Source organism: Gilliamella sp. Nev5-1 (assembly GCF_001690895.1).
Classification (GTDB): Bacteria; Pseudomonadota; Gammaproteobacteria; order Enterobacterales; family Orbaceae; genus Gilliamella; species Gilliamella apicola_C.
The window spans coordinates 17,887-43,485 of sequence record NZ_LZHO01000006.1 but is presented as its reverse complement, the minus strand read 5'-3'; the positions used below and the strand labels follow the sequence as shown (position 1 = coordinate 43,485).

Below are 25,599 nucleotides of genomic sequence, written 5' to 3'. Positions count from 1 at the left end.
ATAACAATGATATATCATCACATTATTTTTTATCGGAATTTGTTTTTTGCTCTACTTTTGCATTAGGATCTAACCCAGCAACAAATGCAGTCACTCTTGCATAGTCATTAATAAATGCTTCATCACTAGTTATATTAAGTTGATTTGCTATGATAAAAAACTTACGATTAACAATAACAGTAGGAATAGACTCTGGTTTCATCTCTTTAATTGCACTTGCTTGTTGCGCCATAAAGGCTTTAACTAAAAAGCCATCTTTGGTTTTATCATACACTTCACCACTGATACCTAATTTTTCAAAAACCACTTTAATATCATCAGCTGTTTTTATTGTTTTATCTTTTTGAACTGCATTATAAAGTGCAACTGAAGCTTTATCTTCAATACCAAGGACATTCGCTACAGCCCACGCTTGCGCAAGCTCTTTAGCTAGTGGTCCAAAATCCTCTAAATGATAACGTTTAAATTTGACTCCCTCAGGTAAAGCTTTACCAATGGTGTGCGAACCTTGATTTTGAATTTCAAATCTAAAACAGCTTGGACAATTAAACGAAAAAAACTCTATAACTTCTTTGTCAGGTGAAGGGTTTGTTGGCAATGCAGCATATTGTTTGCCTAATTCGATCGGCTCTGGCGCAGTTGTGGTTGTTGATACTTCGGATTTAGTTGTTGTTTTACCTTCATCTGCAAAACAGTTTACAGAAAAAAGTGCAATACTAATTGCTATCAGCGTTTTTTTCATATTCATAATCCTCCTTATTCTTTTATAATTCCACGTGCTTTTAACAACGCAGATTTAAAATCTTCTTCATAATCTTTTTTTAGGCCTGGAATAGCTTCGCTCTTATCTGAGCCTCGCATTTTTAAATGATAAATTAAAACTTCGTCACTCAAGTCCTTTAATTCACCTTCAAACCCCGCTTCTTGACCCAATTTAGCTAAAAATTGTAATAGGTTAAGATCTGAATCACTTTCCCAAGCGGGTTGTAATAATTCCATTACTTCATCAATACGATGACATTTCATAATTAATACCTTTTTTAATCCTCAAAGCAATTGAAGATGATGATATAAAATTTAATTTACATATTAAAAACAGGCTGGTATATACTCAATTTCATGAATAATTGAGCTGCTATGTTTAAAATATGTATGCTAAAACTTAAAACAACTTTGTTATATAGTAATGTTATTTTGTTTTTTGGCAATGCAAAAGAGAAATAATTTATGAAAAGTGTACCAATTACTGCAATTATTCTAGCAGGAGGGCAAAGTTTACGAATGAATGGTGATGATAAAGGATTACTGTTGTTAAACGGAAAACCGCTTTACCAACATGTCATTAACCATATCAAACCTCAAGTTGACTCAATTATGATTAACTGCAATCGTAATACTAATCAATATCGAAAAGCTCAATACCCAGTATTTAGCGATGATCTAACTGGCTATTTAGGGCCATTATCTGGCATTTACAGTGGGTTATTACGTAGTGAAACAGATTGGAATTTATTTGTTAGTTGTGATACCCCTTTCTTACCAAATGATTTAATCGCGCGTTTAGCAATACATACTTCAAACAGCAAAGCAATCTACCCGTGTGATGGTCAGTATAATCACCCAACTATTTTGCTTATTCATAAAGCAGTTATCCAAAAACTTAAATTGTATTTGGAACAAGGTAATCGTAAATTAATGTCATTTTTAGAACAAATTGATGCAAAATCCGTTGATTTTAATGATCAGACTTTTTGTTTTATTAATATCAATACGCCTGAAGAACTTAAACAAGCAAATCAAATAAAAAACTACTGAGATAGAAATAAGATAAGTATATCATCGGTATTAAGGCTATTTATCAATAGATAATATAGCCTTAATAATGGGAGCAGGTTATTTTATTTAAAGTAGTTCATATCAACGCCTAATCGCTATTTATTTGTTATGCTAACCATTTCTGAAATTGCTCAGCAAATAATTCTATTTCTTCATCTTGTGTGGACCATGAGGTGCAAAAACGCAAACCAATGTGTTTAGCATCAGTTTGTCCAAGATTATCTACGGCGTAATGAGCAAGAATTTTTTCAGCCAGTTGGATTGGACAATTAACAAATAGCTGATTACTTTGTGGTTTGGCGATAAATGTTAACCCTGCTTTCTCAAATAGTGTTTTTAATTTATCAGCCATCTCATTACTGTGCTTCCCTAACTCAAAATAAAGATTATTTTGCATTAATGCTTTAATTTGTATGGCAATAATCCAGCTTTTGGCTAAGATTGCTCCTTTTTGCTTCATGCTAAAACGAAAATCTTGATTAATGGAAAGATTATTAAATATCACCGCTTCACCAGCAAAAGCCCCCACTTTAGTTCCACCAATATAAAATACATCAGTATATTTTGCTAAATCAGGAAAAGTAATATCATTATCTTTTGCCGTTAATGCCATCGCTAATCTTGCACCATCTAAATAAAGATAAAGGTGATTTTTTTGGCAAAATTGATATAGTTTTTTGAGTTCTTGCTTGGTATATACCGTACCGAGTTCTGTCGTATTTGAGATATAGACAAGTTTAGGTTGTACCATATGCTCATCGCAATGATGAGTTAAAACAGGCTTAATCAATTCTGGTGTCAGTTTCCCATCTTCCGTTTGCACTGTTAACACTTTATGCCCTGTCGCCTCAATAGCGCCAGTTTCATGCACATTAATATGCCCTGTGTCAGTTGCAATAACCGCTTGATAAGGTCTTAATATATGTGAAATTACTGTTAAATTAGTAATAGTTCCTCCAGGCATAAAATGAATATCAGCCTTTGGTGATTTCAATTGTTTTTTTATGCTTTCTATTGCATGATCACAGATATCATCTAAACCATAACCACTCAATTTTTTATCAGCAATATCAATAAAATTTTTTAGTAAATGAGGGTGAACCGTTTGATTATAATCATTCAAAAAATCGTACATATAACGCTCCTTCTCCAACAGGCATTGTATAAAATAGTGTAATATTACCTAATCTTCAATATAGCACATTAGAGTAAAGAATCGATGAACAACCGGAAAATTATTGGGATTTGTGGTTATAGTGGTAACGGCAAAACAACTTTACTAAAAAAGATCATTGAATTATTCGTTGAACAAGGTTTTACTATTGGTTCATTAAAACATGCGCACCATAACATTGAGTTTGATATTCCTGGTAAAGATAGTTATGAATTGCGAAAAGCTGGATCTTTGCAAACAATTATTGCATGTAATAATCGTTATGCAATGATTCAAGAAACACCGAATAAACCAGCAGATTTAATCACGCTCATTAATCAATTTAATGATGTTGATATTATATTGATTGAAGGATTTAAAGACGAAAATATTCCTAAAATCATTTGTCATCGTCAAGCAAATAAAAAGCCCCTCTATATAGATGAGTTTACAATAGCGATAGCCAGTGATGAACCATTAGATGTTTCTGTGCCTATTTTTGATATCAATCAACCAATTCAAATTGTTGATTTTATAAAAAGATATTTATTTAAACAATAATATATCGTATCTTATCTACCTTTTTACTTTATATTATATAAAATTAGCATGATTCGTTTATTAAAAAAAATTCTAGCCATTGCCAAAAAGGTAATAATCGGACTAATGCTGCTATCTGTTTTTTCAACTTTAGTTATGCGTTGGTGGAATCCTCCATATGGGTCTATGTTAATGATAGAACGTAAAGTCATGCATTGGAATATACCTCAACAACGAGTTTGGAAAGATTGGAATGAAATTTCGGACAATATTAAAATTGCCGTAATAGCCTCAGAAGATCAAAATTTTGCTGTGCATTGGGGATTTGATTTTAATGCTATTCGCATCGCCTTAGATCATAATCAAAATAGCAAAAAAATCAAAGGAGCTAGCACAATCACTCAGCAAGTTGCTAAAAATATCTTTTTATGGCCATCTCGTAGCTGGATTCGCAAAGGTGTTGAGTCTTGGTTTACATTGTGGATAGAACTATTTTGGCCCAAAAAACGTATACTGGAAATCTATTTAAATTGTGCTGAATGGGGAGAGGGTATTTTTGGTATTGAAGCCGCCGCTCAGCACTATTTTAATGTTAGTGCTAATCAGTTAACTGCAAAGCAAGCAAGTTTACTTGCAGCAATATTACCTAACCCAAGGCGTTGGAGTCCAACAATAGCAAGTGAACGGGTACAAAAAAGAGCTAAATGGATTTATAACCAAATGAATAATTTGGGTAATAAAAATTATCTAAAAAAGCTAAAATAGCGTTTATTGTTAGATAAATGTCTTAATAAATTCAGGAACAATTTTACTTGCAGGTCCATAAATTTTTGTTTGGAATAAATTTTGTTTAAAGCTAGGCTCTAAATTCAGTTCAATGGTTTTAGCACCAGATTGATTTGCAATCTGAACAAACCCCGCTGCTGGATAAACATTCCCTGATGTACCTATTGAAATAAAATAATCTGTTTGTAACAGTGCGTCATGGATAGCATCCATTTGTAATGGAATCTCTCCAAACCAAACAATATGTGGGCGGATTAATGTATTTTGTGCATAATCGATATCTTTATTACAATCAATAATCTGCCCTGTTTTTTCATTACGAACTTTTAATAACTCACCATGCATGTGAATAATATTTTTTGATCCAGCTTGTTCATGCAAATTATCTACATTTTGTGTCACAATTAATACGTTATCAAAACCTAACTTTTGTTCTAGTTCTGCCAATGCAAAATGCGCAGCATTGGGTTTTACATTAGGATCTTGTAATTTATTACGCAACATATTATAAAATTGATGAACAGCAATCGGATCTCGAATATATCCCTCATAGGTTGCAACATCATCTACATTATACCCTTCCCACAATCCATTTTGTGCACGGAACGTTGATAATCCAGATTCAGCTGAAATACCAGCGCCAGTTAAAATGACAATTTTAGGTGCTTTCATAATTGTATATATACCTTCGCTATTTAATTATTTTGCTATAAATTAAACATCTATAGTGCTTATCGTGTGATTAAAAAAATAATTAGGATTATTGCTTATATTCAGTTGTAAAAATCTGTAATGCTGGCTTATTTAGTTTTTGATATTGGCTATAAGCGCTTGCTACCTTTTGGCGGGTAACTTCTTTTGGTTCAACTTTTAGCCAGCTATCAATCATTGCATAAACGCTATATGCTTCAGGTGCCATTCGGTGCATAGTTAAAATCAGTGGCGTAATACCTAAACGAGATAGCGGTGGTGAAAAATATTGCTGACTTTTGCATGCAAATACTGCTGCATAACGCGATTTTTGTTTTGCCTGTTGCTCTTTTGAGAGTGTTTCCCATCGCCAGCTATCAGGTAAATATTTACGCCATGACCATTCCATTAACGAATCATGACCAATATAAACAACTAAGTCAGCCTTGCCTCCAACAATAACTTTTTTATCACCAAACAAATAGGATTGCTCTTTTTTACCAGCAGCATAATCTAGAAAATCATTGACAGTATCATCTATATATTTACCATTATATGCTTGCGCTATGATATAAACATCTTGATTTTGATGTTTATAAATTATTTCTTCTAATATTTTATCATTGCTTGGCCGATTAATTTTTATAACTTGCCACTCTTTTTGTTTTGCAAAATAGGTTTTAAAACCATAAGCGGCTCCCCAATAAAGATTACTTTTTGGATCTTGTCCATTACCTATAGCTTTTGGAACAGGAACAATCTTTTGGTATTTGTTATCACATAGTGCAACAAGAACATGGATAACTTTTGGTTTAGCTAAACATGAAAAAGAAAACATTAACCATATAATGGGTATAAAAAATAAGAAGGAAGTAATTTTCTTCATTAAAAAATCACATCTTTATTAATAATCAAAAATTAATCTTTCATACTATATCATTTTTTTTATTATAAAAATCCATAATATTATTTTATTTAATAAGTTATGTAAGATTAAATCTCAATACTTTATATGATCCTAGCCAAAATATTAAATAGTATCCGCCTTTACAATAGACTTAATGTATTAACCCGTACACCATAAGGTATAGCTTGCAGCAAAAGGATTCATGTTATTATTTCTTATCATTTTTTCAAAATAAAAACTTCAATAAAATCAATGGTTTTTCTGACTGATTTTTATTGTACTAGAACTTAATTTGAATGGACATACCGTATTGGTTGTCTCTATACGGTTTAAGATGACCTAATCATATGAATAATTTTATTATATATTTTTTCAATCCAAACAATTGAGTAATGACAACACAATAAGTTTACTGGAAATATGGCGAAATTAAGGGTAATAGCTGATGGTATAAATAGATAGATTATAATAATATCTACATTCAGGGCTGATGATCTATGATAATTTTCCACAATGAATGGACAGGTAATCCATAAGATAAAACTTATTAAAATACCAACAATCATCCCACAAAAAACTAAACCTGATGGTCGTTTTATTTAATATAACGATTGAAATAATAATAAAACAGCAATAACACAAACCATAAAATAGTAAATAATAAGACTCAGGTGTACCGTGTTTCCTGATAAAGTGATAACACTATCGATAACTTAGTAATCCCCCTATAAAATTAACCAACAATATAACAACTAGCTTAATCATTTTCATTGGTTTAGCCTTTTTTATCACCAATTTCTTTGACTTGTTTATCTAAACCAGAAGGCCAAATATGAAGCTCTTGCTTCCCCCCTTTTTATTGATATCACAGCGGTGGCATTTATCCATTTTGGGGGCGAGGATTAATATAACAAATAGTGTATTAACAATACACGTTTATGATAAGCTAACTCACTATAAAATAATTAAATTAAATAATTATGTGAAAACAATAAGTTTAATTGAAGAGGTAAGTTGGGCAAGGGCAAAAACTTATTAGCCAGTTATCAATCGAACTATTGTTAAATTATTAAGTGGTTATATTCTGCCAAAGATAAGAAATGAATGAATTGAGGTAATAAGATGAAAAAGTTTTCTATACTAATATTGTTAATGTTGTGCCCATTAGCCTCTTTTGCTAAAGGACCTAATTGTTATTCTTGGCCGATGAATATGACTTTGGCTTGGATGAAAAACGAGAACATAGTCGATATTCGAAAGTTAGATGAATCTAAAACTAAAATAACACAGTTGGTATCAGAAGAAATAAAAAAAGGGGTGTATACGCAAATATATAACTTTGTTTTTTATGATACACATGGTAATAGCTACCAAGTTATTACCAAAAGCCAAGCATCATATGAAGAATGTTCAATCAGTGATGTGAATAAATATCTAATATCCAAAAGTCAAGTTCATTAGTAGCTTATCTAATAATAGGCAAGTAAATTTGGCATTTTAGCGTGTTTTTAGTCAATGATAAAAATAATATAATTTAAAAAAAGAATAACTTAAGGTAATTATATGAAAAAGCTTTCTTTAGTAATATTGTTAATATTATGCCCAATGCTATCTTTTGCTAAAGGGCCAGATTGCCATACTCGCGCTTTGGATAAGGCTAAGGAGTGGTTGAAAAATAGTAATATAGTGGAGATTGAAAACTTGAATCAATCAAAATTGAGAATAACCCTTTTAGCATCTGAACAGAAAAGTAAGGATTTATATACGCAAATTTACCATTTTGTTTTTTATGATAATAAAAATAAAGCTTATGAAGTTATCACCAAAAGTGAAGCTTCTAATAAAGACTGCTCAATAGGTGAAGTTGATAGTTATTTAGTATCAAAACGCCAAATTGATTATTTTGATTAATGGATCAGATTGCCAAAGATTTCAAAATTTATTTAATGAATTGATACTGTAGCTTTACAAGTTAGCTATACAGAATAAGGAAAACAAGATTAAGGTTATAATATGAAAAAAATTATTTTAATTATTGGGCTAATATTACCAGCTATCTCTTTTGCTAAAGTACCTAATTGTTCAAATCAGTTTATGAACGATGCACTAAGGCAGATGCAATATGTTGGTATCGTTGATATGGGAAATTTAGATCCGTCCAAAACCAAAGTCACCTTATTGGCTTCAGAAAAGAAGAAAAATACAAATACTACAATAAAAAAACAGTATATATATACACAAGTTTATCATTTTGTTTTCTATGATGATGATGGTAACAGTTATCAAGCCATAACGAAAAATGACGCTGTAGAGGCTAATGAAAATGATATTTATGATTCTTGCTCTGCTGGATTGGGTGTAGTTTACTTTGTTTCAAAAACTGTTGAATAACTACCCTTGTTACTTTACGAAAACAGCTAAGTAGTAGGTATAACCCTAATTTTCCTATATTTAAATAAAAAAGAAATTTTAAGTTATTGCGAGTTTTCTATTAAAAAGTTTTAGAAAAATGTAGGTTTCAGTATCAATTTAATAAGAAAATAATACTGAAGAGTATTGAAAGAAAACTAACGCTTAACATTTGGAACGCTAAAATTAAAAAGGTTACTCAGCAATTCTATCCAGTAACCTTTTTCGTGCACTACAACATAAAAAGCAAATTATTGGCCGACACGGCGAGTTAATTCAATAACACGAATTTTTGCTAATGCCTTAGATAGTTCGGCAGATGCTTGAGCAAATGACACATCATCACTTAGGTGATTAATATGTTCCTGCGCTTGCCTTACCGCTTCTTGTGCTCTTGCTTCATCTAAGTCTTCACCGCGAATAGCAGTATCTGCTAAGATGGTTACGATGTTAGGTTGAACTTCTAAAATACCACCAGACAGATAGATAAACTCTTCTTCGCCATTCGTTTTCACAATACCAACCATACCAGGTTTTATTGTTGTGAGTAAAGGTGTATGACCAGGATAAATCCCGAGCTCGCCTTCTTGACCAGTTACTCTGATTCGCTGAACATCACCTGAAAATAGGTGAGATTCAGCACTAACAACTTCTAATTGATAGGAAGTTAGTGCCATATTACTATCTCCGTTAATACGATCTGCTCAATGAATCTCCTAGAGAGATTTTGCTTTCTCAATCGCTTCATCAATTGAACCAACCATATAGAACGCTTGTTCTGGTATATGGTCATAATCGCCTTTCATGATACCCGTAAATGCACTTATCGTATCTTTCAATGGTACATATTTACCTGGTGAACCAGTAAATACTTCTGCAACAAAGAATGGTTGAGATAAGAAGCGTTGAATCTTACGCGCACGAGCAACAATTAATTTATCTTCTTCTGATAACTCGTCCATGCCAAGAATCGCAATAATATCTTTTAATTCTTGATAACGTTGCAAAATCGATTGAACACCACGGGCACAATCATAGTGCTCTTGACCAACCACTAAAGGATCTAATTGACGGCTGGTTGAATCCAATGGATCCACCGCTGGATAGATACCTAATGAGGCGATTTGTCGGCTCAATACGATTGTTGCATCTAAGTGAGCAAATGTTGTTGCTGGTGATGGGTCAGTCAAGTCATCTGCTGGTACATATACAGCTTGGATTGAAGTAATTGAACCAGTTTTAGTTGAAGTGATACGCTCTTGTAGTAAGCCCATTTCTTCGGCTAATGTCGGTTGATAACCTACAGCCGATGGCATACGACCTAATAATGCAGATACTTCGGTACCAGCTAAGGTATAACGATAAATATTATCGATGAATAATAATACATCTTTACCTTCATCGCGGAATTTTTCTGCCATGGTTAAACCAGTTAACGCAACGCGCAAACGGTTTCCTGGTGGCTCATTCATCTGACCATAAACTAACGATACTTTATCAAGCACGTTTGATTCTTTCATTTCGTGATAAAAGTCATTACCTTCACGAGTACGTTCACCTACACCTGTAAATACTGAGTAACCAGAGTGTTCGATAGCGATGTTACGGATTAACTCCATCATATTAACGGTTTTACCCACACCAGCACCACCGAATAGACCCACTTTACCCCCTTTAGCAAATGGGCAAATTAAATCAATAACTTTAATACCTGTTTCAAGTAATTCAGTTGAGTTTGCAAGTTCTTCATAAGTCGGTGCTGCGCGGTGGATAGCCCAACGCTCTTCTTCCCCAATTGGACCTGCTTTATCAACCGGATCACCAAGTACGTTCATGATACGCCCCAGTGTTTTAGTCCCCACTGGTACTTCAATGCCGTGACCAGTGTTTACCACTTTAAGTCCACGTCTTAAACCATCAGATGATCCCATCGCAATACAACAAACAACGCCACCACCTAATTGTTGTTGAACTTCCAGAACTAATTTTTCAGTGCCAGTTTCCACTTCTAATGCGTCATATACCTTTGGTACTGCATCTTCGGGGAATTCGACATCAACCACCGCACCGATGATCTGGACAATCTTTCCAGTAGCCATTTTTAATCCTCTACGTCTTTTTCTTAACTATAAGCCAATATTTAGCACTAACCTGAAACCGCGGCTGCACCGGATACAATATCAATCAATTCATTAGTAATCGCACCTTGGCGCGCTTTGTTATACACAATTTGCAATTCATTAATTAGGTTTGCACCGTTATCTGTTGCCGCTTTCATGGCTACCATTCTTGCTGCTTGTTCACTCGCTAAATTATCAACCACTGCTTGGTAGACTTGTGATTCAATATAGCGACGTAAAATCACATCTAATAGTGATTTAGCGTCAGGCTCATAAATATAATCCCATGATGAAGCTTTGAGCTCTTTATCTTCTGATGGTGGTAATGGTAATAATTGCTGTATTGTTGGCTTTTGCGACATCGTATTAATAAATTTATTGGTAACAATATATAATTTATCAATTTTACCGCTGTCATATGCCTCAAGCATTGTTTTTACCGGACCAATTAAATTGGATAAAGTTGGCTCGTCTCCCAAGTTAGTGACTTGGGTTAAGATGTTTGTTTTCAATGATGAAAAAAATGAAACACCTCGAGAGCCAATTAAAGCAACATCAGTTTCCACCCCTTTTTCTTGCCATGCTGACATATCGGCAATAACACTTTTAAAAAGGTTGATATTTAAACCACCACATAAACCACGATCGGTTGAAATGATAAGGTAGCCAATTCGCTTTACATCTCTTTGTTCTAAATAAGGATGTTTGGCGCCTATCTGAGCTAACGCTAAATGTCCAATTACTTCACGGATCATCTCTGCATATGGTCGGCTAGCGGCCATTCTATCTTGCGTTTTACGCATTTTAGAGTTAGCAACCATTTCCATCGCTTTAGTGATCTTTTGCGTACTTTGGATACTGGCAATTTTGGTTCTAATTTCTTTTGCATTAGCCATTTTTTACCCCCACCCTTACCAAGTTTGAGTTGATTTAAAGCTTTCAAGTAATGCTTTTAGCTTACTTTCAATCTCATCATTGTAATTACCGGTCTCATCAATTTGTTTAACAAAATCGCCATGTTGACTATGAGCATAAGCAAGTAGTGCGGTTTCAAATGGTAACACTTTAGCAAGTTCAACATCTTCTAAATAACCACGCTCAGCGGCGTAAAGTACAATTGATTGTTCAGCAACAGTCATTGGTGAGTATTGCTTTTGTTTTAACAATTCGGTTACTTTTTCACCGTGGCTTAATTGATTTCTTGTTGCTTCATCTAAGTCAGATGCAAACTGTGAGAACGCAGCTAATTCACGATATTGTGCAAGCGCAGTACGGATACCACCTGATAATTTTTTCATTATCTTAGTTTGCGCTGCACCACCTACACGTGAAACTGAAATTCCTGGGTTAACCGCTGGGCGAATTCCTGAGTTAAATAGGCTAGTTTCAAGGAATATCTGACCATCAGTAATCGAAATTACGTTAGTTGGTACGAATGCCGAAACGTCACCAGCTTGAGTTTCAATAATTGGTAATGCAGTTAAAGAACCTGTTTTACCTTTAACTTCGCCTTTAGTGTACTCTTCAACATAGGCTTCGTTGACACGCGCAGCACGTTCAAGTAAACGCGAGTGAAGATAAAATACATCACCAGGGTAAGCTTCACGTCCAGGTGGGCGACGAAGTAATAACGAAATTTGACGGTAAGCAACCGCTTGTTTAGATAAATCATCATAAACAATTAATGCATCTTGACCACGATCGCGAAAGTATTCGCCCATTGCACAACCTGCATATGGTGCTAAATATTGTAATGCTGCTGATTCAGATGCAGAGGCAACAACAACAATCGTATTTTTTAATGCACCATGTTCTTCAAGTTTACGCACAACATTGGCAATAGTTGATTGTTTTTGTCCAATAGCGACATAGATACATTTTACGCCAGAGTCACGTTGGTTGATGATCGCATCAATAGCAAGTGCTGTTTTACCGGTTTGACGGTCACCGATGATAAGTTCACGCTGACCTCGGCCAATTGGAATCATTGAGTCAACGGCTTTATAGCCAGTTTGTAATGCTTGATCAACGGATTTACGATCGATAACACCAGGGGCAACAACTTCAACTGGTGAAAATCCATCATGTTGAAGTGAACCTTTACCATCAATTGGCTCACCTAGTGTGTTAATAACGCGACCTAATAAACCTTCACCGACTGGTACTTGTAATATACGACCAGTACATTGGACTTTCATTCCTTCAGACAAATCTTCGTATGGTCCCATGACCACTGCACCGACAGAGTCTCTTTCAAGGTTGAGAGCCATTGCATAGCGACCTCCTGGTAATGCAATCATTTCACCTTGCATTACATCAGTTAGTCCATGGATTCGAAGGATACCATCACTTACAGATATGATAGTTCCTTCATTGTGAGCATCACTCACAATATTGAACTGAGCTATCCGCTCTTTAATTAGTTCACTTATTTCAGTTGAATTTAGCTGCATTATCAGTCCCCTTAAGACTGTAGAGCGTCATTTAAACGATTTAAACGCCCTCTGATACTACTATCAATAACCATATCGCCCGTACGAATAATAAAACCAGAAATGAGCGATTTATCTATGTGACATTTTAGTTTTACTTTTCGTGATAAACGTTTTTCGACAGCGACAGAAATCTTATTAAGTTGTTCATTGGTTAGCTCACTAGCAGAAATCACATCTACATCTGCTTGGGCATCTTTCTCTAAACAATATTGCTCAAACAAAGTTAGTACTTCGGGAAGAAGTGATAACCGTTTGTTTTCAGCCATAATCTTAATAAAGTTAGTGCTAAACTCATCTAACACATCTTTGCAGATATTGATGAGTAAATTAGCCACCGAATCGGCTTTCATGTCAGATGTTAAAACACTCTTTATTTGAGCATCTTTGCTTACTTCTGATGTCAACACTAGCATTTTATGCCATGATTCGATGCTGTTTTTTTCTACCGCAAACTCGAAAGCGGCTTTAGCATAAGGGCGAGCAATCGTAATTAAGTCAGCCATTGCTCATATCTCCTTATAGTTCAGCTACGAGTTTATCAATGATGTCGCTATTTGCGGCTTCATTAACAGAACGTTGAATAATTTTTTCTGCACCAGCAATAGCGAGTGTAGCGACTTGTTGTTTGAGCTCTTCTTTAGCTCGTTTGCGTTCGGCCTCTACTTCGGCAAGCCCTTGAGCAACAATTCGTTCTTTTTCACGAGAAGCTTCTTGCTTTGCTTCTTCAAGAATGGCTGCTTTGCGTTTGTTTGCTTGCTCAATAATTGCATTGGCCTCAACCTTAGCCTGTTGCATTATGTCAGATGTATTTGCTTTGGCTAATTCCAAATCTTTTTTTGCTGTTTCTGCTGAAGCAAGTCCTTCGGCTATCTCTTTTTGACGCTTTTCAATTGCGCCAATAACTGGAGGCCAAACAAACTTCATACAGAACCAAACAAACAATACAAATGTAATTGCTTGGCCGAGGAGCGTTGCGTTCATATTCATGACACGATTCCTCTTAAATTTTTATTAGCCAGCGACAGCAAAAATAACATAAAGCGCAATACCCACACAAATCATTGGGATCGCATCAACTAAGCCCATAACGATAAAGAATTGAGTACGTAACATAGGCATTAATTCTGGTTGGCGAGCAGCACCTTCTAAAAATTTACCACCTAATAAACCAATACCAACTGCACCACCAATTGCAGCTAATCCCATCATTATACCTGCGGCTACAAATAACATACTAATATCCATTATATACTCCAGTTTATTATCAAAAAAATATTAAAATTAATGATCTTCCGTTGCCGACGCCATAGCTAAATAAACGATCGTCAACACCATAAAAATAAATGCTTGTAATGTAATAATTAAAATATGGAAGATGGCCCAAGGTAATGACAATACCCACTGTGACCACCAAGGTAATAATGCAGCAATTAAGATGAAGATAAGTTCACCAGCATACATATTTCCGAAAAGTCGAAGTCCTAAAGAAACAGGTTTAGCTAAAAGGCTAACTAATTCAAGCACTAAATTAATAGGCGCAAATGCCCAGTGATTGAAAGGGTGAAGTGTATATTCTTTAATGAAACCACTAATCCCTTTATATTTAATAGAATAAATAATAATAAGGGCAAACACGCCTAAAGACATTGACATAGTGATGCTAACATCAGCTGTTGGAACAACCCTTAAATGTGATAGACCTAGGTATTGGCCTGCATAAGGTAGAAAGTCAACCGGGATAAGATCCATAAAATTCATTAAAAAAACCCAAATAAACACTGTTAAAGCTAATGGTGCAATGAGTTTATTTTGACCTGTGAACATATCTTTAACGGTATTGTTTACAAATTCAAAAATCATCTCAACAGCACATTGTAATTTACTTGGCACTCCACTAGTTGCTTTTTTAGCAACGCGGTGAAAAATCCATAAAAAGATTACACCAAGTAGAATTGAAAAGAACAGTGAGTCAAGGTTTAAGGTCCAAAAACCCGAACCTACTTGCAAGTTCTCAAGATGATGCTTGATGTAAGCTTGTGGTGAAGCTGGAGAGGAAACAGACATATAACCCTCTTACTTATTTCTAAAAACAAAGAATACTGCTTATTTACCAAGAAAAGGTATAAGCAATCGTTGTAATAATTGAAGCCACTATTTTAAACCCAATTACCTATATTAAGTCAACCTTTGATTAACGAAATTAAAAATTTAGACACTTTTTACTAATTTTGTGTAAATATGCGCAACTTTACCCATTATTTTAAACCAAATATTGTTCAATCAATGGCTTAATTAATGGGCATAAATGAGGCTATTTTTAATTTTTAACCGCTATGGCAATAGTTTCTGCTAATTTTTGTGCTTCCATTTCATTGTTTCCCTCAACCATGACGCGAATAAGTGGTTCTGTACCCGATTTACGGAGCAAAACTCGCCCATGATTGCCAAGCTGTTTTTCTGCTTGTTCAATAGCTGATTTTACTACATTGCTATTTAGTGGATCTTCTTTGCCTGAAAAATGGATATTAATTAAGACTTGCGGTAGCATTGTCATGCCACTGCATAAATCAGCTAATGACATATCATTACGCACCATTGCCGCTAGTACTTGTAAGCCCGCAACGATACCATCACCGGTGGTGGTTTTATCTAATAATAACACATGACCTGAATTTTCAGCACCTAAGCGCCAGTTTTTTTCTACTAATTTTTCAAGCACATAACGATCACCCACTTTGGCTCGGACAAAAGGAATTCCAAGATTTCTAAGTGCAATTTCAAGCCCCATATTGCTCATTAATGTGCCAACAACTCCACCTTTGAGTTGACCTTGTCTCAGTGCCTCGCGAGCAATGATGTAAATAATTTGATCACCATCAATTTTGCGTCCTTTATGATCAACCATGATGATACGATCGCCATCACCATCTAATGCAAAGCCTAAATCTGCTTTTTCATCAATAACACATTTAGCGAGAGCCTTAACGTCAGTTGCACCACAGTTTTCATTGATATTAACACCATCAGGTTCACAACCAATTTTGATCACTTGCGCGCCAAGCTCTCGTAATACTTTAGGAGCGATGTGGTAAGTCGCACCATTAGCGCAATCGACAACAATTTTTAATGTAGCTAGACTTAAATCATGATCGAATGTGCTTTTACAAAATTCGATATAGCGTCCCGCTGCATCGGTGATACGGCTTGCTCGACCAAGTTGTTTTGATTCTACACAATCGATCTCTTTTTCAAGCTCAGCCTCAATTTCTAATTCAATAGCATCATCAAGCTTTTTCCCTTCGGCTGAAAAGAACTTAATACCATTATCATAAAAAGGGTTATGTGAAGCAGAAATGACCACCCCAGCATCAGCCCGAAAAGTACGAGTTAAATAGGCTATGGCGGGGGTTGGCATAGGGCCTGTAAAAGCAGCGGCAACGCCAGCGGAGGCAAAACCTGCTTCCAGTGCTGACTCAAGCATATAGCCTGAAATGCGAGTATCTTTACCGATTAATACTTTTTTCACCCCATCTTTGGCAAGCACACGACCCGCTGCCCAGCCTAATTTGAGCGCAAAATCTGGTGTGATAGGATACATTCCAACTTTACCGCGGATCCCATCTGTACCAAAATATTTCCGATTAGACATTTTGTTCCCTTACACTAATATTTGTTATTTTGGACAACATTTAATTAACTATACTTTACTTTAAAGTTGTATGCGATTATTTTTTGATAAAACGCATACCCCAAGTTGTAAAAAAACTCAATAAAATATACGTTTCAGTATAAAGCTATTCTCGACTATCATTGGCAAATTTTAATAATACTTGGCTCTCTTTGATAAAGCGTTCTGCATAATTGCCAAACCAGGCGGTGACTTCATTAAAATTATCAATAAATTTAGTTTTATTACGTTGTTCAATTAATCTCACCATTTGCCCAAAGCGCTCGTAATAGCGCTTGATTAATTCGATATTATCATCTGATGCCATAATGATATCGGCATAAAGAGCCGGATCTTGAGCAAACAACCGTCCAACCATCATCAGCTCAAGCCGATAGATAGGAGATGATAGTGCAATTAGTTGCTCTAAATCAGCCTGTTCACGTTGTAAATTTACGCCGTATGAAAAAGAGGTAAAATGGCGTAATGCTTGAATGAACGACATGCATTTATCATGCTCTTTGGCATCAATAGCGCATAAATTAGCACCCCATATACGCATTTGCTCAATTAACCATTGATACTTAGTAGGTTCGCGACCTTCACAATAAACGATGATTTGTTTGGCTAAATTAGGCACATCAGGGCCAAACATAGGATGCAATCCGACAACGGGTCCTTGATGCTTTTCTAGCATTGTTTCAAGTGGTTTAGCTTTGATAGAAGTAAAATCCGTTAAGATACAATCTGTTGGCAATTGCGGTAATTGCTTTATGATTTCACAAGTTTTATTTATTGGCACTGTGACAATAACCGCAGCAGCATCAGCAACTATTTCAGTAGCTTGATGCATAGTTTTAGAGCCTAACGTTTTAACTTGGTAGCCTGATAATGTAAATAACCGAGCAAACAACCGCCCCATTTGTCCATTACCACCAACAATAACTATAGAACCTTGGCCTGTATAAACTTTTTTGAAACCTTTGTCATTTTCGCTAATATACGATTCACGCATCAAACGACGTAAAATATCTTCAATTAATGCGGGAGGTATACCCGCATTTTCAGCTTCTTGTCTCCTTTTATTTAGCATCTCTGCTTCACGTTTAGGATCATAAATAGGAATACCATGTTTACTTTTTACTTCACCAACTTCGGTAACTAATGCTAATCGTTTGGTAATTAATGATAAAATTGATTTATCAACTTCATCAATTTTATCGCGCAAGGCAGTTAATTCCGTAGACATATTCGGCTATTCCTTTTATCACAAATGACAACTCTTTATGTAATAGCTTAACAGTATAACGTATTTTTGGTAGGATGGGGCAACTACAACATTAAATGTAACACAATAAAATAATCATGAAAGTCATCTCTTTTAATATTAACAGCCTTCGAGCCCGAATTCATCAGCTAGCGGCAATTATTGATATCCACCAACCAGATATTATTGGTCTTCAAGAAACCAAAGTACATAATGACCAATTTCCCGTTGAAGAGCTTGCTCAGTTTGGTTATCACTTATATTATCACGGGCAAAAAAGTCACTATGGTGTGGCATTGTTAACTAAACAAAAACCCATTTCAGTACAGTGTGGTTTTCCAACCGATAACGAAGACGCACAATGCCGTTTGATTATTGCTGAGTTACCAACTAGCCAAGGCAATTTGATGGTAATTAATGGTTATTTTCCGCAAGGTGAAAGTTTACATCATGAAATAAAATATCCTGCTAAGCGTAAATTCTATCAAGATCTAATAACTTATATCGAACAGCAACAATTAAATAGCCAATTATCATTAATAATGGGGGATATGAATATTTGCCCAACCGATTTAGATATAGGTCTTGCCGAAGAAAACCGAAAACGTTGGTTACGTACAGGTAAATGTTCATTTTTGCCAGAAGAGCGTGAATGGATAAAAAATTTAATGTCACTTGGTTTTACTGATACTTACCGTAATGCTTATCCAAAAGAAAAAACATATTCTTGGTTTGATTATCGTTCTAAAGGTTTTGATACCCATATTGGGCTACGTATCGATTTGATTTTAGCTAGCAAAAAAATGATGAATTACTACCTGCAAACAGGTATTGATTATGATATTAGAGCGATGGAAAAACCATCTGATCATGCACCAATTTGGGCTCAATTTGATTTAGCATAACCATAAATATAGTTACCATAAGGATAATAGCATGCAAGGTAGTTCAATTTTATCGATTAAAGATCTCAATCAAATGGTGAAAGAGTTGCTTTGTGATGCTATTGGCCAAGTTTGGTTGATAGGCGAAATCTCAAACTTTTCTCGTCCATCGTCGGGTCATTGGTATTTCTCATTAAAAGACGACAGTGCACAGGTGCGCTGTGCAATGTTTCGCAATAGTAATTTCCGTGCTGGCTTTACACCACAAAATGGACAGCAAGTTTTAGTTCGAGCAACAGTTACACTGTATGAAGCGCGCGGGGAATATCAACTAGTTATTGATAAAATTCAACCCGCAGGAGCAGGATTACTACAGCAAAAGTTTGAGCAGTTAAAGCAAAAACTGTCAGACGAAGGTTTATTTGATCCCATGTATAAACAGCCACTGCCTGAAAATATTCGTACCATTGGCATTATCACTTCATCAACGGGTGCTGCGCTACATGATATTTGCCAGATATTAAAGCGCCGTGATCCTAGCTTACATTTAATCATCTACCCAACTCAAGTACAAGGCAATGAGGCCGCGGGACAAATTGCTAAGATGATTCAAATTGCCAATATTCGGCAAGAATGTGATGTGTTAATTATTGGGCGAGGCGGAGGTTCGCTTGAAGACTTATGGTCATTTAATGAAGAAATAGTAGCAAGAGCCATTTTTTCAAGCAAAATACCGACGGTTAGTGCGGTTGGACATGAAATTGATTTTACCATTGCAGATTTTGTTGCTGATGTCAGAGCGGCTACACCATCTGCTGCTGCCGAGTTAGTAAGTCATGATAATTTAGATCAGATAAAACGCATTCAAGCAAAAGAACAGCATCTATCCATGGCAATGGATTATTATTTAATGCAGTGTCGAGAAAAACTCAATAAATGGCATCATCTATTGCAGACTCAACATCCACAAACAAAATTAGAAAAACAATTGAATCAACTTTTAACCTATCGTCATTCATTATATGAAAATATTCAGCAATATTTTTTCAAGCAGTCAAATCGCTATAATTTTTTAGATAGACGATTATTACGAGTATCGCCACAAAATAACATCACCTATTTAGGGCAATTGGTTCGACAAAAACAGCAGCAACTCATTAATTTAATTGATCAGAAATTAACAAAGTCACAGCATCAATTTGTGTTACAAACTTCGCAACTCAATAATGTTAGCCCACTTGCTACACTTGAGCGAGGTTATTCTGTCACCATAAACCAAAATAACACAGTGGTTCGTCGCTGTGAGCAGGTGACTGTTGGGGAATTTATCGTCACAAGATTAAAGAAAGGAAAACTGGTTAGTCAAATTATCGAAATTAACGAATAAACTCGTTATCTTTAAAGAACATTCATAGACTGTTTTTACCAGTTTTTAACATCATTTTTGCAATTCAAGTGATCACTAGTATATAATCTGAACAATAGGAAATTATTATATTATTCAGAGGGGTTATGAGTTACCCGATAGGTATTGATTTAGGTACGACAAATAGTTTAATTTGTGTTTGGCAAGATGGAAAACCATTCCTTATTCCTAATTCAATTGGTGAAGTTGTTACACCATCTGCAGTTAGTGTTGACGAAGACGATTCTATTCTAGTCGGACATGCGGCATTGTCCCGTTTAACCACGCATCCCAATCGTAGTGCAGCCGCTTTTAAACGCTTTTTAGGTTCAAACAAAGTTTTTGAATTAGGCGACAAAAAGTTTACGCCAACCGAACTTTCAGCGATGGTTTTAAAATCACTTAAAGCGGATGCAGAAGTATTTTTAAAGCAAGAAATTTGTGATGTTGTCATTTCGGTGCCTGCTTATTTTAATGATGAGCAGCGCAAGCAGACTCGCTTTGCTGCTGAGTTAGCGGGATTAAATGCTGTGCGTTTAATCAATGAACCAACAGCAGCTGCTATGGCATACGGATTACACGAAGAACAATCAGGTAATACTTTAGTATTTGACTTAGGTGGTGGCACGTTTGATGTGACTGTGCTTGAATATTCGATGCCAATTATTGAAGTGCATGCTTCGGCAGGTGATAACTATTTAGGTGGTGAAGATTTTACCCAAGAGCTTGTTAAAGCTTGCTTAAGTGAGTGGAATCTTAAACAACAAGATATTCCAGCAGATGATTATGCTCGATTGTTAGATTTGGCAGAGCAATTAAAATGCAAATTAAATGGTGAACAGATGCATAATTTGACGTGGTTTTGGCAAGATAAGCAGTGGCAATTTGCACTCAATGAAAGCCGAGCTAAAATGATCTGGTTACCGTTACTTAATCGTTTACGAGCACCGGTCGAACAAGCGTTAAATGATGCACGTTTAAAGCCTAATCAGCTAGAGCATATTGTATTAGTTGGCGGTTCATCACAACTTGGAGTGGTGCGCGAATTGGTTACTAAATTATTTGGAAAATTACCATATCGTCATATAAACCCAACTACAATTGTCGCTCAAGGTGCCGCTGTTCAAGCTGCTTGCCGATTGCGTAATAAAGATGTAGAAGAAGTCATTCTCACCGACGTGTGTCCTTATACTCTTGGGATTGAAAGTTGTTCAAATAATGTCAGTGGGTTATTTTCACCCATTCTTGAACGTAATACTATTGTACCAACTTCGAAAGTAAAAACATTTTACACAACTCACCCTCAGCAAAAAGTGATATGTATTTCGGTTTATCAAGGTGAAAATCCACGCGTTGAAAACAATGTTTTAATTGATGAGTTTGAAGTGCCTCTAACGCCAATGGAAAAAACACAAGGGATTGATGTTCGCTTTAGTTATGATCTAAATGGCTTATTAGAAGTTGATGTGGTTTTACTTGAGACAGGCAAACAACATGGCAAAGTGATTGATCATAGTCCAATTGGATTAACAGACAAACAAAAACAAGACAGTCATGATCGCTTAAAAGCACTTAAAATTCACCCTCGCGACGAAATGCCGAATCGTACTTTATTAGCAAGGCTGGAACGTGCATGGGCACAATCATTGGGTGATGAACGTCTATTAATTGGATCATATATCGAAGTTTTTATGGAAGTATTAAATAGACAAAATTCTGAAGAAATTAACAAAATTCGTTGTGAAATTGAATCTAATCTAAAAGATCTGAATCGATAGCCAATAAAATTTTAAAAATATAAAAAGTCCTCTTTTTTAGAGATAAAAAAGAGGACTTTATTTTGTTTACTTTTCCTTTTCTTTGGGTGTTTTTTCCACTGGTGGTCCAAAACGGTTAGTGTGTTTGATGCCGGAACCCAAAAATGGCATAAAAAATAAGAGAGAAACCAACATTTGGGTCACGGGTTCTCCTCTATCAATATCATTAAAACGTCGTTTTAAAGCAAAAATCATGTTGGTTACAGCAATAGAATAACAAATCATAGAAAAAGTAGGACTATTCAATTCAGAATTACTGTTAAGTACGATCATCAATCCTAACACAATGAAGCTACAACATAATTGTATAATAAAACCTTTTATATTAGTTCGTCCTTTCCAACGCCAAAACTGCCACCATTTATTTTTAGGTAATGGCTGTGATTCCAGTTTTTGTTGATTTTCATGATTTTTTGCTATAAGTAATGCTGCACAAAGCCGTAAGACTAAATCATTGTCACTGTTGTTTTTAAAATTGTATAACACTTCAAGTTCATCTTCATCGTATATACCGTAATAGCTAGACAAACGTTTAGTAAGTATCATTATTTCATCAGTTTGTTTAGTATAATTGTATTTCATACTGCGATCAAAAAATGGTGCAATCCAACTCTTTTTTAGATTTTTTGCTGTTTCTATTAACTCTTTATTATCACCAGTAACACTTTTCAACATCTGATCTAATTTTGTTTTTTGATCGGGTTTATAAAATACTATGTTGTATAAAATAATCAAGTAGAGAGGGTTTTGTTTTGCTAATTTAGGTTGCCATACTTGTTCAAGTTTTTGCTCAATTTCCTTAAAATCAATGCTATCAGGTGTATCATCAATATACGATTCAATTGAATTTGGATAATTTATTAAGATGCAATTAATTAACTTACTGTCATTGTTAATCAGATTATATAACTCTGTTTCATTTTGCCAGTTTCCTTGTTTAAAAATATTAATAAGAGGAGATAGCAAATTGTCATTCGGTAGTTGGAATGTATTATTCTCAGTTTGAAGATATTTGGCCGTTGCAAAAGGCTGGCTGGCAATTGATATAACTAATAAACAATTACGATACCATTGCCAATAGGCATTTTTATTACTTGAACAGATAGAAGCATCTGGTGGAGCAGGTAGTTTGTAAGGTATTCGTATTGTAAGAAAAGCTACCCAATCATACATTTCCATATATGAATACTCTAAATTATTATAAAGATGAAATATGGCAACAAACGGCAAATAATCAAGCCTATCTAGCCATAAACGACAATAAAAACAATGATTATCTTCAGAGTTAGGATCAAATTTAGCTGGGATAGGCGTATTTTCATCACTATCATATAGCCAAGCTTTAAACTCTTGTACGGGCGGTAGTTCTGATAACCATGTTAGGTTTTGTCGTGCTTGCCGTTGTAAATTTTGCAAAATAAATTGTTCAAATGGATCATCGCTGCGTTCATCAAGGATTTCTTGCAATAATCTTTCATTACCGTGGCGAAGCATGATGGCATGGCGATATAAGCGATACAATCGATTGGTACCGTCATCAAGTAATAGCATGGATAAAACTTGTCTATAATTCCAATTTACATTTAAAGCCCAGTCAATAAAATTGGCTATTTCAGGGGAATAATCGCTAGCCTCTAGTCCTGCTAATCGTGAAACAGTTGTTGCTGTTAGCTGAGGTATTGCATTTAAATAATTTTCAGTGTTATCTATAGCAATACAGTAAGAATTATTAAGAGCCATGATTAATAATGGGAAACAATCTTTATTATAATATTCGCACCAACCAGCTATCCAGCTGGCTGCTTTATCTTGATAATGACCTGAACTATAAAGATCTAGCCAAGATTGTAAGGACTCTTGTTTATTATCAAGTAGCGTATATTGAATGGCGGCAATATATTTCCATTCGATAATGATATTTTCATCTTGATCATTTTGGGCAATACATTTTAAAGCATAATCCAAAATAGCTTGATTTTTTATATTAGCTATACAATGCCAATAGGAAAATTTAAGCATCAAATTTTTATCATCAGGAAGATAAATTACCGTATCTTGTGATAAGAATGCATAAATATCCCCAGATCTACGCTCCCAAAATAACCACCTAGTATAGTACATATAATCGATAGTTACATTTTGCAGTGTTTTACTTGTTGTCGGTAAATAGGTGTAATTGAACAAATCACCACGATCAATATGATTTAAATAACTATCATACTTTTCAAAATCATCGGCAAATTGGATCATTAGCTGTTGCCGCCAACGTAAACTATCAGCTAATAGTTTGACACATGACTCTGATATATTTTTTGATTCATAACTTATTTCTAGCAATCGCCATTTTACAGAATCAATAACTGCCATTGAGTAGTCATAAAATGAACCAATAAATTTTTGCCACTCGTTAACATTAAAACAGCGTCGAGGATCATCTAACAATGTTTGATAAGCCTCACAAATTTCATTGGCTTTAAGCTGTTCTTCTGTTAAGGATACTGATACTTCTTGTTGTTCTGATTCAGACTTAGGTTCATCGGCCATTGTTTCGGGCGATTGTGCATATTTTATTGCTGACTCATAGGCTTCGCGTAATGCTTTAAAACCATCGGGATCAGTTTCAGGATGATATGAAGGTAATTGTGCTCGATATGCTTGACGAATAGCCACTTGATCGGTTGTTTTTTCAATGCCTAACAGTTGCCAAATATTTTCATTCATGACCAATCATACTCCATTAGTGACTCAGGTTTTTCTAGTTCTTCAATATCTATATACCAAGATAAACGATTATGTGGGGCATCTTTATCTTCATGTAAATTTGCCATGGTATGAGCGCGTGATGCTCGAGTCAATTCACAGCGTAATGTTTCTAAGTCTTCTTTGCTATTGAGTGATATCCAATATTGATAACCAACAAACCAGCCTGTAAAGTAATGGTGCCAGTTTCTATAATAATATTGACAACGGAGTCCTATTCGAGAAAGAATCCATAAGGCCTCTTGTTCGGTGATATATTTATTAGCAGTACCATTTCGTAAGATATATCCCATTCGAGCATAATCCCAACTACGGATACCTGCAGTACCACACACAGGAAAGGTTTGTTTGACAAAATCAAGCAAAACTTTTTGATAGTCATCTTGTTCTTGATAATGATCATACCAATCAACTTCGAAAAGTCGAGAATACATCAAATAATATTTAGACAATGCTGAAGCGTGCCCATCATCAACCATGTCGAACACACAGTTAAGTAAAGTTTCACGGGAATCAATAGCCCAACTCTCTTTCATATCAACAAAATCTCGATCTGGATAAAAAAATGGCGAAGTATAACTTGCTCCATTTTCTATGTTTATTACAACCATTGGTGCAGATAAACCATACAGCCAATCGACACAATCTTGATTCATATTTTTATTCCAATCATCTGATTTATTTTATTTATTATACAAAGATAGCAGATTTCACACTAAAATAACACTTGAAATTCAAACAGAAATTTATGATATAGTTTCATAAAATAGAAATACTGCTATAAGCTAGCATAAATCATAAAATTATTTGCAAATCAATATCTACAAGGCATAATACAAACAATCTATTAGAATTTGATTATT

Annotated in this window: 26 protein-coding genes; 9 read left to right on the top strand and 17 right to left on the bottom strand. The window is 35.0% G+C overall.

Annotation, left to right across the window (positions count from 1 at the left end):
* Positions 1-22 precede the first annotated feature (22 nt).
* Both A9G41_RS00860 and A9G41_RS00855 read right to left on the bottom strand, forming a co-directional pair.
* A complete protein-coding gene (locus A9G41_RS00860) occupies positions 23-748 on the bottom strand; it encodes a thioredoxin domain-containing protein (RefSeq protein ID WP_065583232.1) in 726 nt (241 codons plus the stop codon).
* Positions 749-756: 8 nt separating this feature from the next.
* The gene (locus A9G41_RS00855; RefSeq protein WP_065568369.1) at positions 757-1,026 is read right to left on the bottom strand and encodes a YihD family protein; all 270 of its coding nucleotides are present in this window, start codon (positions 1,024-1,026) and stop codon (positions 757-759) included.
* 201 nt (positions 1,027-1,227) lie between these two features.
* On the opposite strand from A9G41_RS00855, the gene mobA reads away from it, so the two are divergent.
* Positions 1,228-1,815 (top strand): molybdenum cofactor guanylyltransferase MobA, encoded by a 588-nt coding sequence (gene mobA, locus A9G41_RS00850; protein WP_065583233.1) that lies wholly within the window; start codon positions 1,228-1,230, stop codon positions 1,813-1,815.
* A 127-nt stretch (positions 1,816-1,942) separates the two neighbouring features.
* Here mobA and A9G41_RS00845 read toward each other — a convergent pair whose 3' ends face one another.
* Complete coding sequence (locus A9G41_RS00845) at positions 1,943-2,971, bottom strand: threonine aldolase family protein (protein WP_065583234.1); 1,029 nt, start codon at positions 2,969-2,971, stop codon at positions 1,943-1,945.
* 84 nt (positions 2,972-3,055) lie between these two features.
* On the opposite strand from A9G41_RS00845, the gene mobB reads away from it, so the two are divergent.
* Together mobB and mtgA are read left to right on the top strand one after the other, a co-directional pair.
* Positions 3,056-3,550, top strand: coding sequence for a molybdopterin-guanine dinucleotide biosynthesis protein B (gene mobB, locus A9G41_RS00840; RefSeq protein ID WP_065568366.1), 495 nt, complete (start codon positions 3,056-3,058; stop codon positions 3,548-3,550).
* 48 nt (positions 3,551-3,598) lie between these two features.
* On the top strand, positions 3,599-4,294 hold the full coding sequence (gene mtgA, locus A9G41_RS00835; RefSeq protein WP_065583235.1) for a monofunctional biosynthetic peptidoglycan transglycosylase: 696 nt from the start codon (positions 3,599-3,601) through the stop codon (positions 4,292-4,294).
* Between the two features lie 9 nt (positions 4,295-4,303).
* Here the strand turns inward: mtgA and cobB are convergent, their stop codons facing one another.
* On the bottom strand, positions 4,304-4,987 hold the full coding sequence (cobB, locus tag A9G41_RS00830) for a Sir2 family NAD+-dependent deacetylase (RefSeq protein ID WP_065583236.1): 684 nt from the start codon (positions 4,985-4,987) through the stop codon (positions 4,304-4,306).
* A gap of 88 nt (positions 4,988-5,075) precedes the next feature.
* Entirely contained in the window at positions 5,076-5,891 is an 816-nt protein-coding gene (locus A9G41_RS00825) for a hypothetical protein (protein ID WP_141675264.1), read from the bottom strand.
* A gap of 1,143 nt (positions 5,892-7,034) precedes the next feature.
* On the opposite strand from A9G41_RS00825, the gene A9G41_RS00820 reads away from it, so the two are divergent.
* The 3 genes from A9G41_RS00820 to A9G41_RS00810 all read left to right on the top strand — a co-directional run bounded on the left by A9G41_RS00820 (position 7,035) and on the right by A9G41_RS00810 (position 8,303).
* Positions 7,035-7,373, top strand: a complete 339-nt coding sequence (locus A9G41_RS00820; RefSeq protein ID WP_065568362.1) for a hypothetical protein — start codon at positions 7,035-7,037, stop codon at positions 7,371-7,373.
* 102 nt (positions 7,374-7,475) lie between these two features.
* Positions 7,476-7,823, top strand: coding sequence for a hypothetical protein (locus A9G41_RS00815; protein WP_065579508.1), 348 nt, complete (start codon positions 7,476-7,478; stop codon positions 7,821-7,823).
* A 102-nt stretch (positions 7,824-7,925) separates the two neighbouring features.
* On the top strand, positions 7,926-8,303 hold the full coding sequence (locus tag A9G41_RS00810; RefSeq protein ID WP_065583238.1) for a hypothetical protein: 378 nt from the start codon (positions 7,926-7,928) through the stop codon (positions 8,301-8,303).
* 269 nt (positions 8,304-8,572) lie between these two features.
* Here A9G41_RS00810 and A9G41_RS00805 read toward each other — a convergent pair whose 3' ends face one another.
* From A9G41_RS00805 to tyrA, 10 genes are all read right to left on the bottom strand, one after another.
* The gene (locus A9G41_RS00805) at positions 8,573-8,998 is read right to left on the bottom strand and encodes a F0F1 ATP synthase subunit epsilon (RefSeq protein ID WP_065568359.1); all 426 of its coding nucleotides are present in this window, start codon (positions 8,996-8,998) and stop codon (positions 8,573-8,575) included.
* A gap of 39 nt (positions 8,999-9,037) precedes the next feature.
* A complete protein-coding gene (atpD, locus tag A9G41_RS00800; RefSeq protein ID WP_065583239.1) occupies positions 9,038-10,420 on the bottom strand; it encodes a F0F1 ATP synthase subunit beta in 1,383 nt (460 codons plus the stop codon).
* 47 nt (positions 10,421-10,467) lie between these two features.
* On the bottom strand, positions 10,468-11,337 hold the full coding sequence (atpG, locus tag A9G41_RS00795) for a F0F1 ATP synthase subunit gamma (protein WP_065583240.1): 870 nt from the start codon (positions 11,335-11,337) through the stop codon (positions 10,468-10,470).
* Positions 11,338-11,352: 15 nt separating this feature from the next.
* Positions 11,353-12,894, bottom strand: coding sequence for a F0F1 ATP synthase subunit alpha (atpA, locus tag A9G41_RS00790; protein WP_065583241.1), 1,542 nt, complete (start codon positions 12,892-12,894; stop codon positions 11,353-11,355).
* Positions 12,895-12,905: 11 nt separating this feature from the next.
* Positions 12,906-13,439: a F0F1 ATP synthase subunit delta gene (atpH, locus tag A9G41_RS00785; RefSeq protein WP_065583242.1), complete on the bottom strand. Its 534-nt coding sequence runs from the start codon at positions 13,437-13,439 to the stop codon at positions 12,906-12,908.
* A gap of 13 nt (positions 13,440-13,452) precedes the next feature.
* Positions 13,453-13,923 (bottom strand): F0F1 ATP synthase subunit B, encoded by a 471-nt coding sequence (atpF, locus tag A9G41_RS00780; protein ID WP_065568354.1) that lies wholly within the window; start codon positions 13,921-13,923, stop codon positions 13,453-13,455.
* A 24-nt stretch (positions 13,924-13,947) separates the two neighbouring features.
* Positions 13,948-14,181, bottom strand: a complete 234-nt coding sequence (gene atpE / locus A9G41_RS00775; RefSeq protein ID WP_442902731.1) for a F0F1 ATP synthase subunit C — start codon at positions 14,179-14,181, stop codon at positions 13,948-13,950.
* Between the two features lie 36 nt (positions 14,182-14,217).
* Positions 14,218-15,000 (bottom strand): F0F1 ATP synthase subunit A, encoded by a 783-nt coding sequence (atpB, locus tag A9G41_RS00770; RefSeq protein WP_065583243.1) that lies wholly within the window; start codon positions 14,998-15,000, stop codon positions 14,218-14,220.
* Positions 15,001-15,253: 253 nt separating this feature from the next.
* On the bottom strand, positions 15,254-16,585 hold the full coding sequence (gene glmM / locus A9G41_RS00765) for a phosphoglucosamine mutase (protein ID WP_065583244.1): 1,332 nt from the start codon (positions 16,583-16,585) through the stop codon (positions 15,254-15,256).
* A gap of 145 nt (positions 16,586-16,730) precedes the next feature.
* Positions 16,731-17,852 (bottom strand): bifunctional chorismate mutase/prephenate dehydrogenase, encoded by a 1,122-nt coding sequence (gene tyrA / locus A9G41_RS00760; RefSeq protein ID WP_065583245.1) that lies wholly within the window; start codon positions 17,850-17,852, stop codon positions 16,731-16,733.
* A gap of 116 nt (positions 17,853-17,968) precedes the next feature.
* On the opposite strand from tyrA, the gene xthA reads away from it, so the two are divergent.
* From xthA to A9G41_RS00745, 3 genes are all read left to right on the top strand, one after another.
* On the top strand, positions 17,969-18,775 hold the full coding sequence (gene xthA / locus A9G41_RS00755; protein WP_065653574.1) for an exodeoxyribonuclease III: 807 nt from the start codon (positions 17,969-17,971) through the stop codon (positions 18,773-18,775).
* 31 nt (positions 18,776-18,806) lie between these two features.
* On the top strand, positions 18,807-20,141 hold the full coding sequence (gene xseA / locus A9G41_RS00750; RefSeq protein WP_075539197.1) for an exodeoxyribonuclease VII large subunit: 1,335 nt from the start codon (positions 18,807-18,809) through the stop codon (positions 20,139-20,141).
* A 125-nt stretch (positions 20,142-20,266) separates the two neighbouring features.
* Positions 20,267-21,937, top strand: coding sequence for a molecular chaperone HscC (locus A9G41_RS00745; RefSeq protein ID WP_065583248.1), 1,671 nt, complete (start codon positions 20,267-20,269; stop codon positions 21,935-21,937).
* A gap of 66 nt (positions 21,938-22,003) precedes the next feature.
* Here the strand turns inward: A9G41_RS00745 and A9G41_RS00740 are convergent, their stop codons facing one another.
* Both A9G41_RS00740 and A9G41_RS00735 read right to left on the bottom strand, forming a co-directional pair.
* The gene (locus A9G41_RS00740) at positions 22,004-24,697 is read right to left on the bottom strand and encodes a hypothetical protein (protein WP_075539196.1); all 2,694 of its coding nucleotides are present in this window, start codon (positions 24,695-24,697) and stop codon (positions 22,004-22,006) included.
* Entirely contained in the window at positions 24,694-25,392 is a 699-nt protein-coding gene (locus A9G41_RS00735) for a DUF1266 domain-containing protein (RefSeq protein ID WP_075539195.1), read from the bottom strand. Before A9G41_RS00735 ends, A9G41_RS00740 begins: the two co-directional genes overlap by 4 nt.
* Positions 25,393-25,599: the final 207 nt, after the last annotated feature.

Coding starts and splice junctions, on each gene's coding strand:
- atpB (WP_065583243.1), bottom strand. CDS start 15,000: ATGTCTGTTTCCTCTCCAGCTTCACCACAAGCTTACATCAAGCATCAT.
- mobB (WP_065568366.1), top strand. CDS start 3,056: ATGAACAACCGGAAAATTATTGGGATTTGTGGTTATAGTGGTAACGGC.
- A9G41_RS00810 (WP_065583238.1), top strand. CDS start 7,926: ATGAAAAAAATTATTTTAATTATTGGGCTAATATTACCAGCTATCTCT.
- xseA (WP_075539197.1), top strand. CDS start 18,807: ATGCAAGGTAGTTCAATTTTATCGATTAAAGATCTCAATCAAATGGTG.
- atpH (WP_065583242.1), bottom strand. CDS start 13,439: ATGGCTGACTTAATTACGATTGCTCGCCCTTATGCTAAAGCCGCTTTC.
- cobB (WP_065583236.1), bottom strand. CDS start 4,987: ATGAAAGCACCTAAAATTGTCATTTTAACTGGCGCTGGTATTTCAGCT.
- A9G41_RS00745 (WP_065583248.1), top strand. CDS start 20,267: ATGAGTTACCCGATAGGTATTGATTTAGGTACGACAAATAGTTTAATT.
- atpG (WP_065583240.1), bottom strand. CDS start 11,337: ATGGCTAATGCAAAAGAAATTAGAACCAAAATTGCCAGTATCCAAAGT.
- A9G41_RS00845 (WP_065583234.1), bottom strand. CDS start 2,971: ATGTACGATTTTTTGAATGATTATAATCAAACGGTTCACCCTCATTTA.
- xthA (WP_065653574.1), top strand. CDS start 17,969: ATGAAAGTCATCTCTTTTAATATTAACAGCCTTCGAGCCCGAATTCAT.
- mobA (WP_065583233.1), top strand. CDS start 1,228: ATGAAAAGTGTACCAATTACTGCAATTATTCTAGCAGGAGGGCAAAGT.
- tyrA (WP_065583245.1), bottom strand. CDS start 17,852: ATGTCTACGGAATTAACTGCCTTGCGCGATAAAATTGATGAAGTTGAT.
- A9G41_RS00855 (WP_065568369.1), bottom strand. CDS start 1,026: ATGAAATGTCATCGTATTGATGAAGTAATGGAATTATTACAACCCGCT.
- atpF (WP_065568354.1), bottom strand. CDS start 13,923: ATGAATATGAACGCAACGCTCCTCGGCCAAGCAATTACATTTGTATTG.
- A9G41_RS00820 (WP_065568362.1), top strand. CDS start 7,035: ATGAAAAAGTTTTCTATACTAATATTGTTAATGTTGTGCCCATTAGCC.
- atpE (WP_442902731.1), bottom strand. CDS start 14,181: ATGGATATTAGTATGTTATTTGTAGCCGCAGGTATAATGATGGGATTA.
- mtgA (WP_065583235.1), top strand. CDS start 3,599: ATGATTCGTTTATTAAAAAAAATTCTAGCCATTGCCAAAAAGGTAATA.
- atpD (WP_065583239.1), bottom strand. CDS start 10,420: ATGGCTACTGGAAAGATTGTCCAGATCATCGGTGCGGTGGTTGATGTC.
- glmM (WP_065583244.1), bottom strand. CDS start 16,585: ATGTCTAATCGGAAATATTTTGGTACAGATGGGATCCGCGGTAAAGTT.
- atpA (WP_065583241.1), bottom strand. CDS start 12,894: ATGCAGCTAAATTCAACTGAAATAAGTGAACTAATTAAAGAGCGGATA.
- A9G41_RS00740 (WP_075539196.1), bottom strand. CDS start 24,697: ATGAATGAAAATATTTGGCAACTGTTAGGCATTGAAAAAACAACCGAT.
- A9G41_RS00805 (WP_065568359.1), bottom strand. CDS start 8,998: ATGGCACTAACTTCCTATCAATTAGAAGTTGTTAGTGCTGAATCTCAC.
- A9G41_RS00815 (WP_065579508.1), top strand. CDS start 7,476: ATGAAAAAGCTTTCTTTAGTAATATTGTTAATATTATGCCCAATGCTA.
- A9G41_RS00735 (WP_075539195.1), bottom strand. CDS start 25,392: ATGAATCAAGATTGTGTCGATTGGCTGTATGGTTTATCTGCACCAATG.
- A9G41_RS00860 (WP_065583232.1), bottom strand. CDS start 748: ATGAATATGAAAAAAACGCTGATAGCAATTAGTATTGCACTTTTTTCT.
- A9G41_RS00825 (WP_141675264.1), bottom strand. CDS start 5,891: ATGAAGAAAATTACTTCCTTCTTATTTTTTATACCCATTATATGGTTA.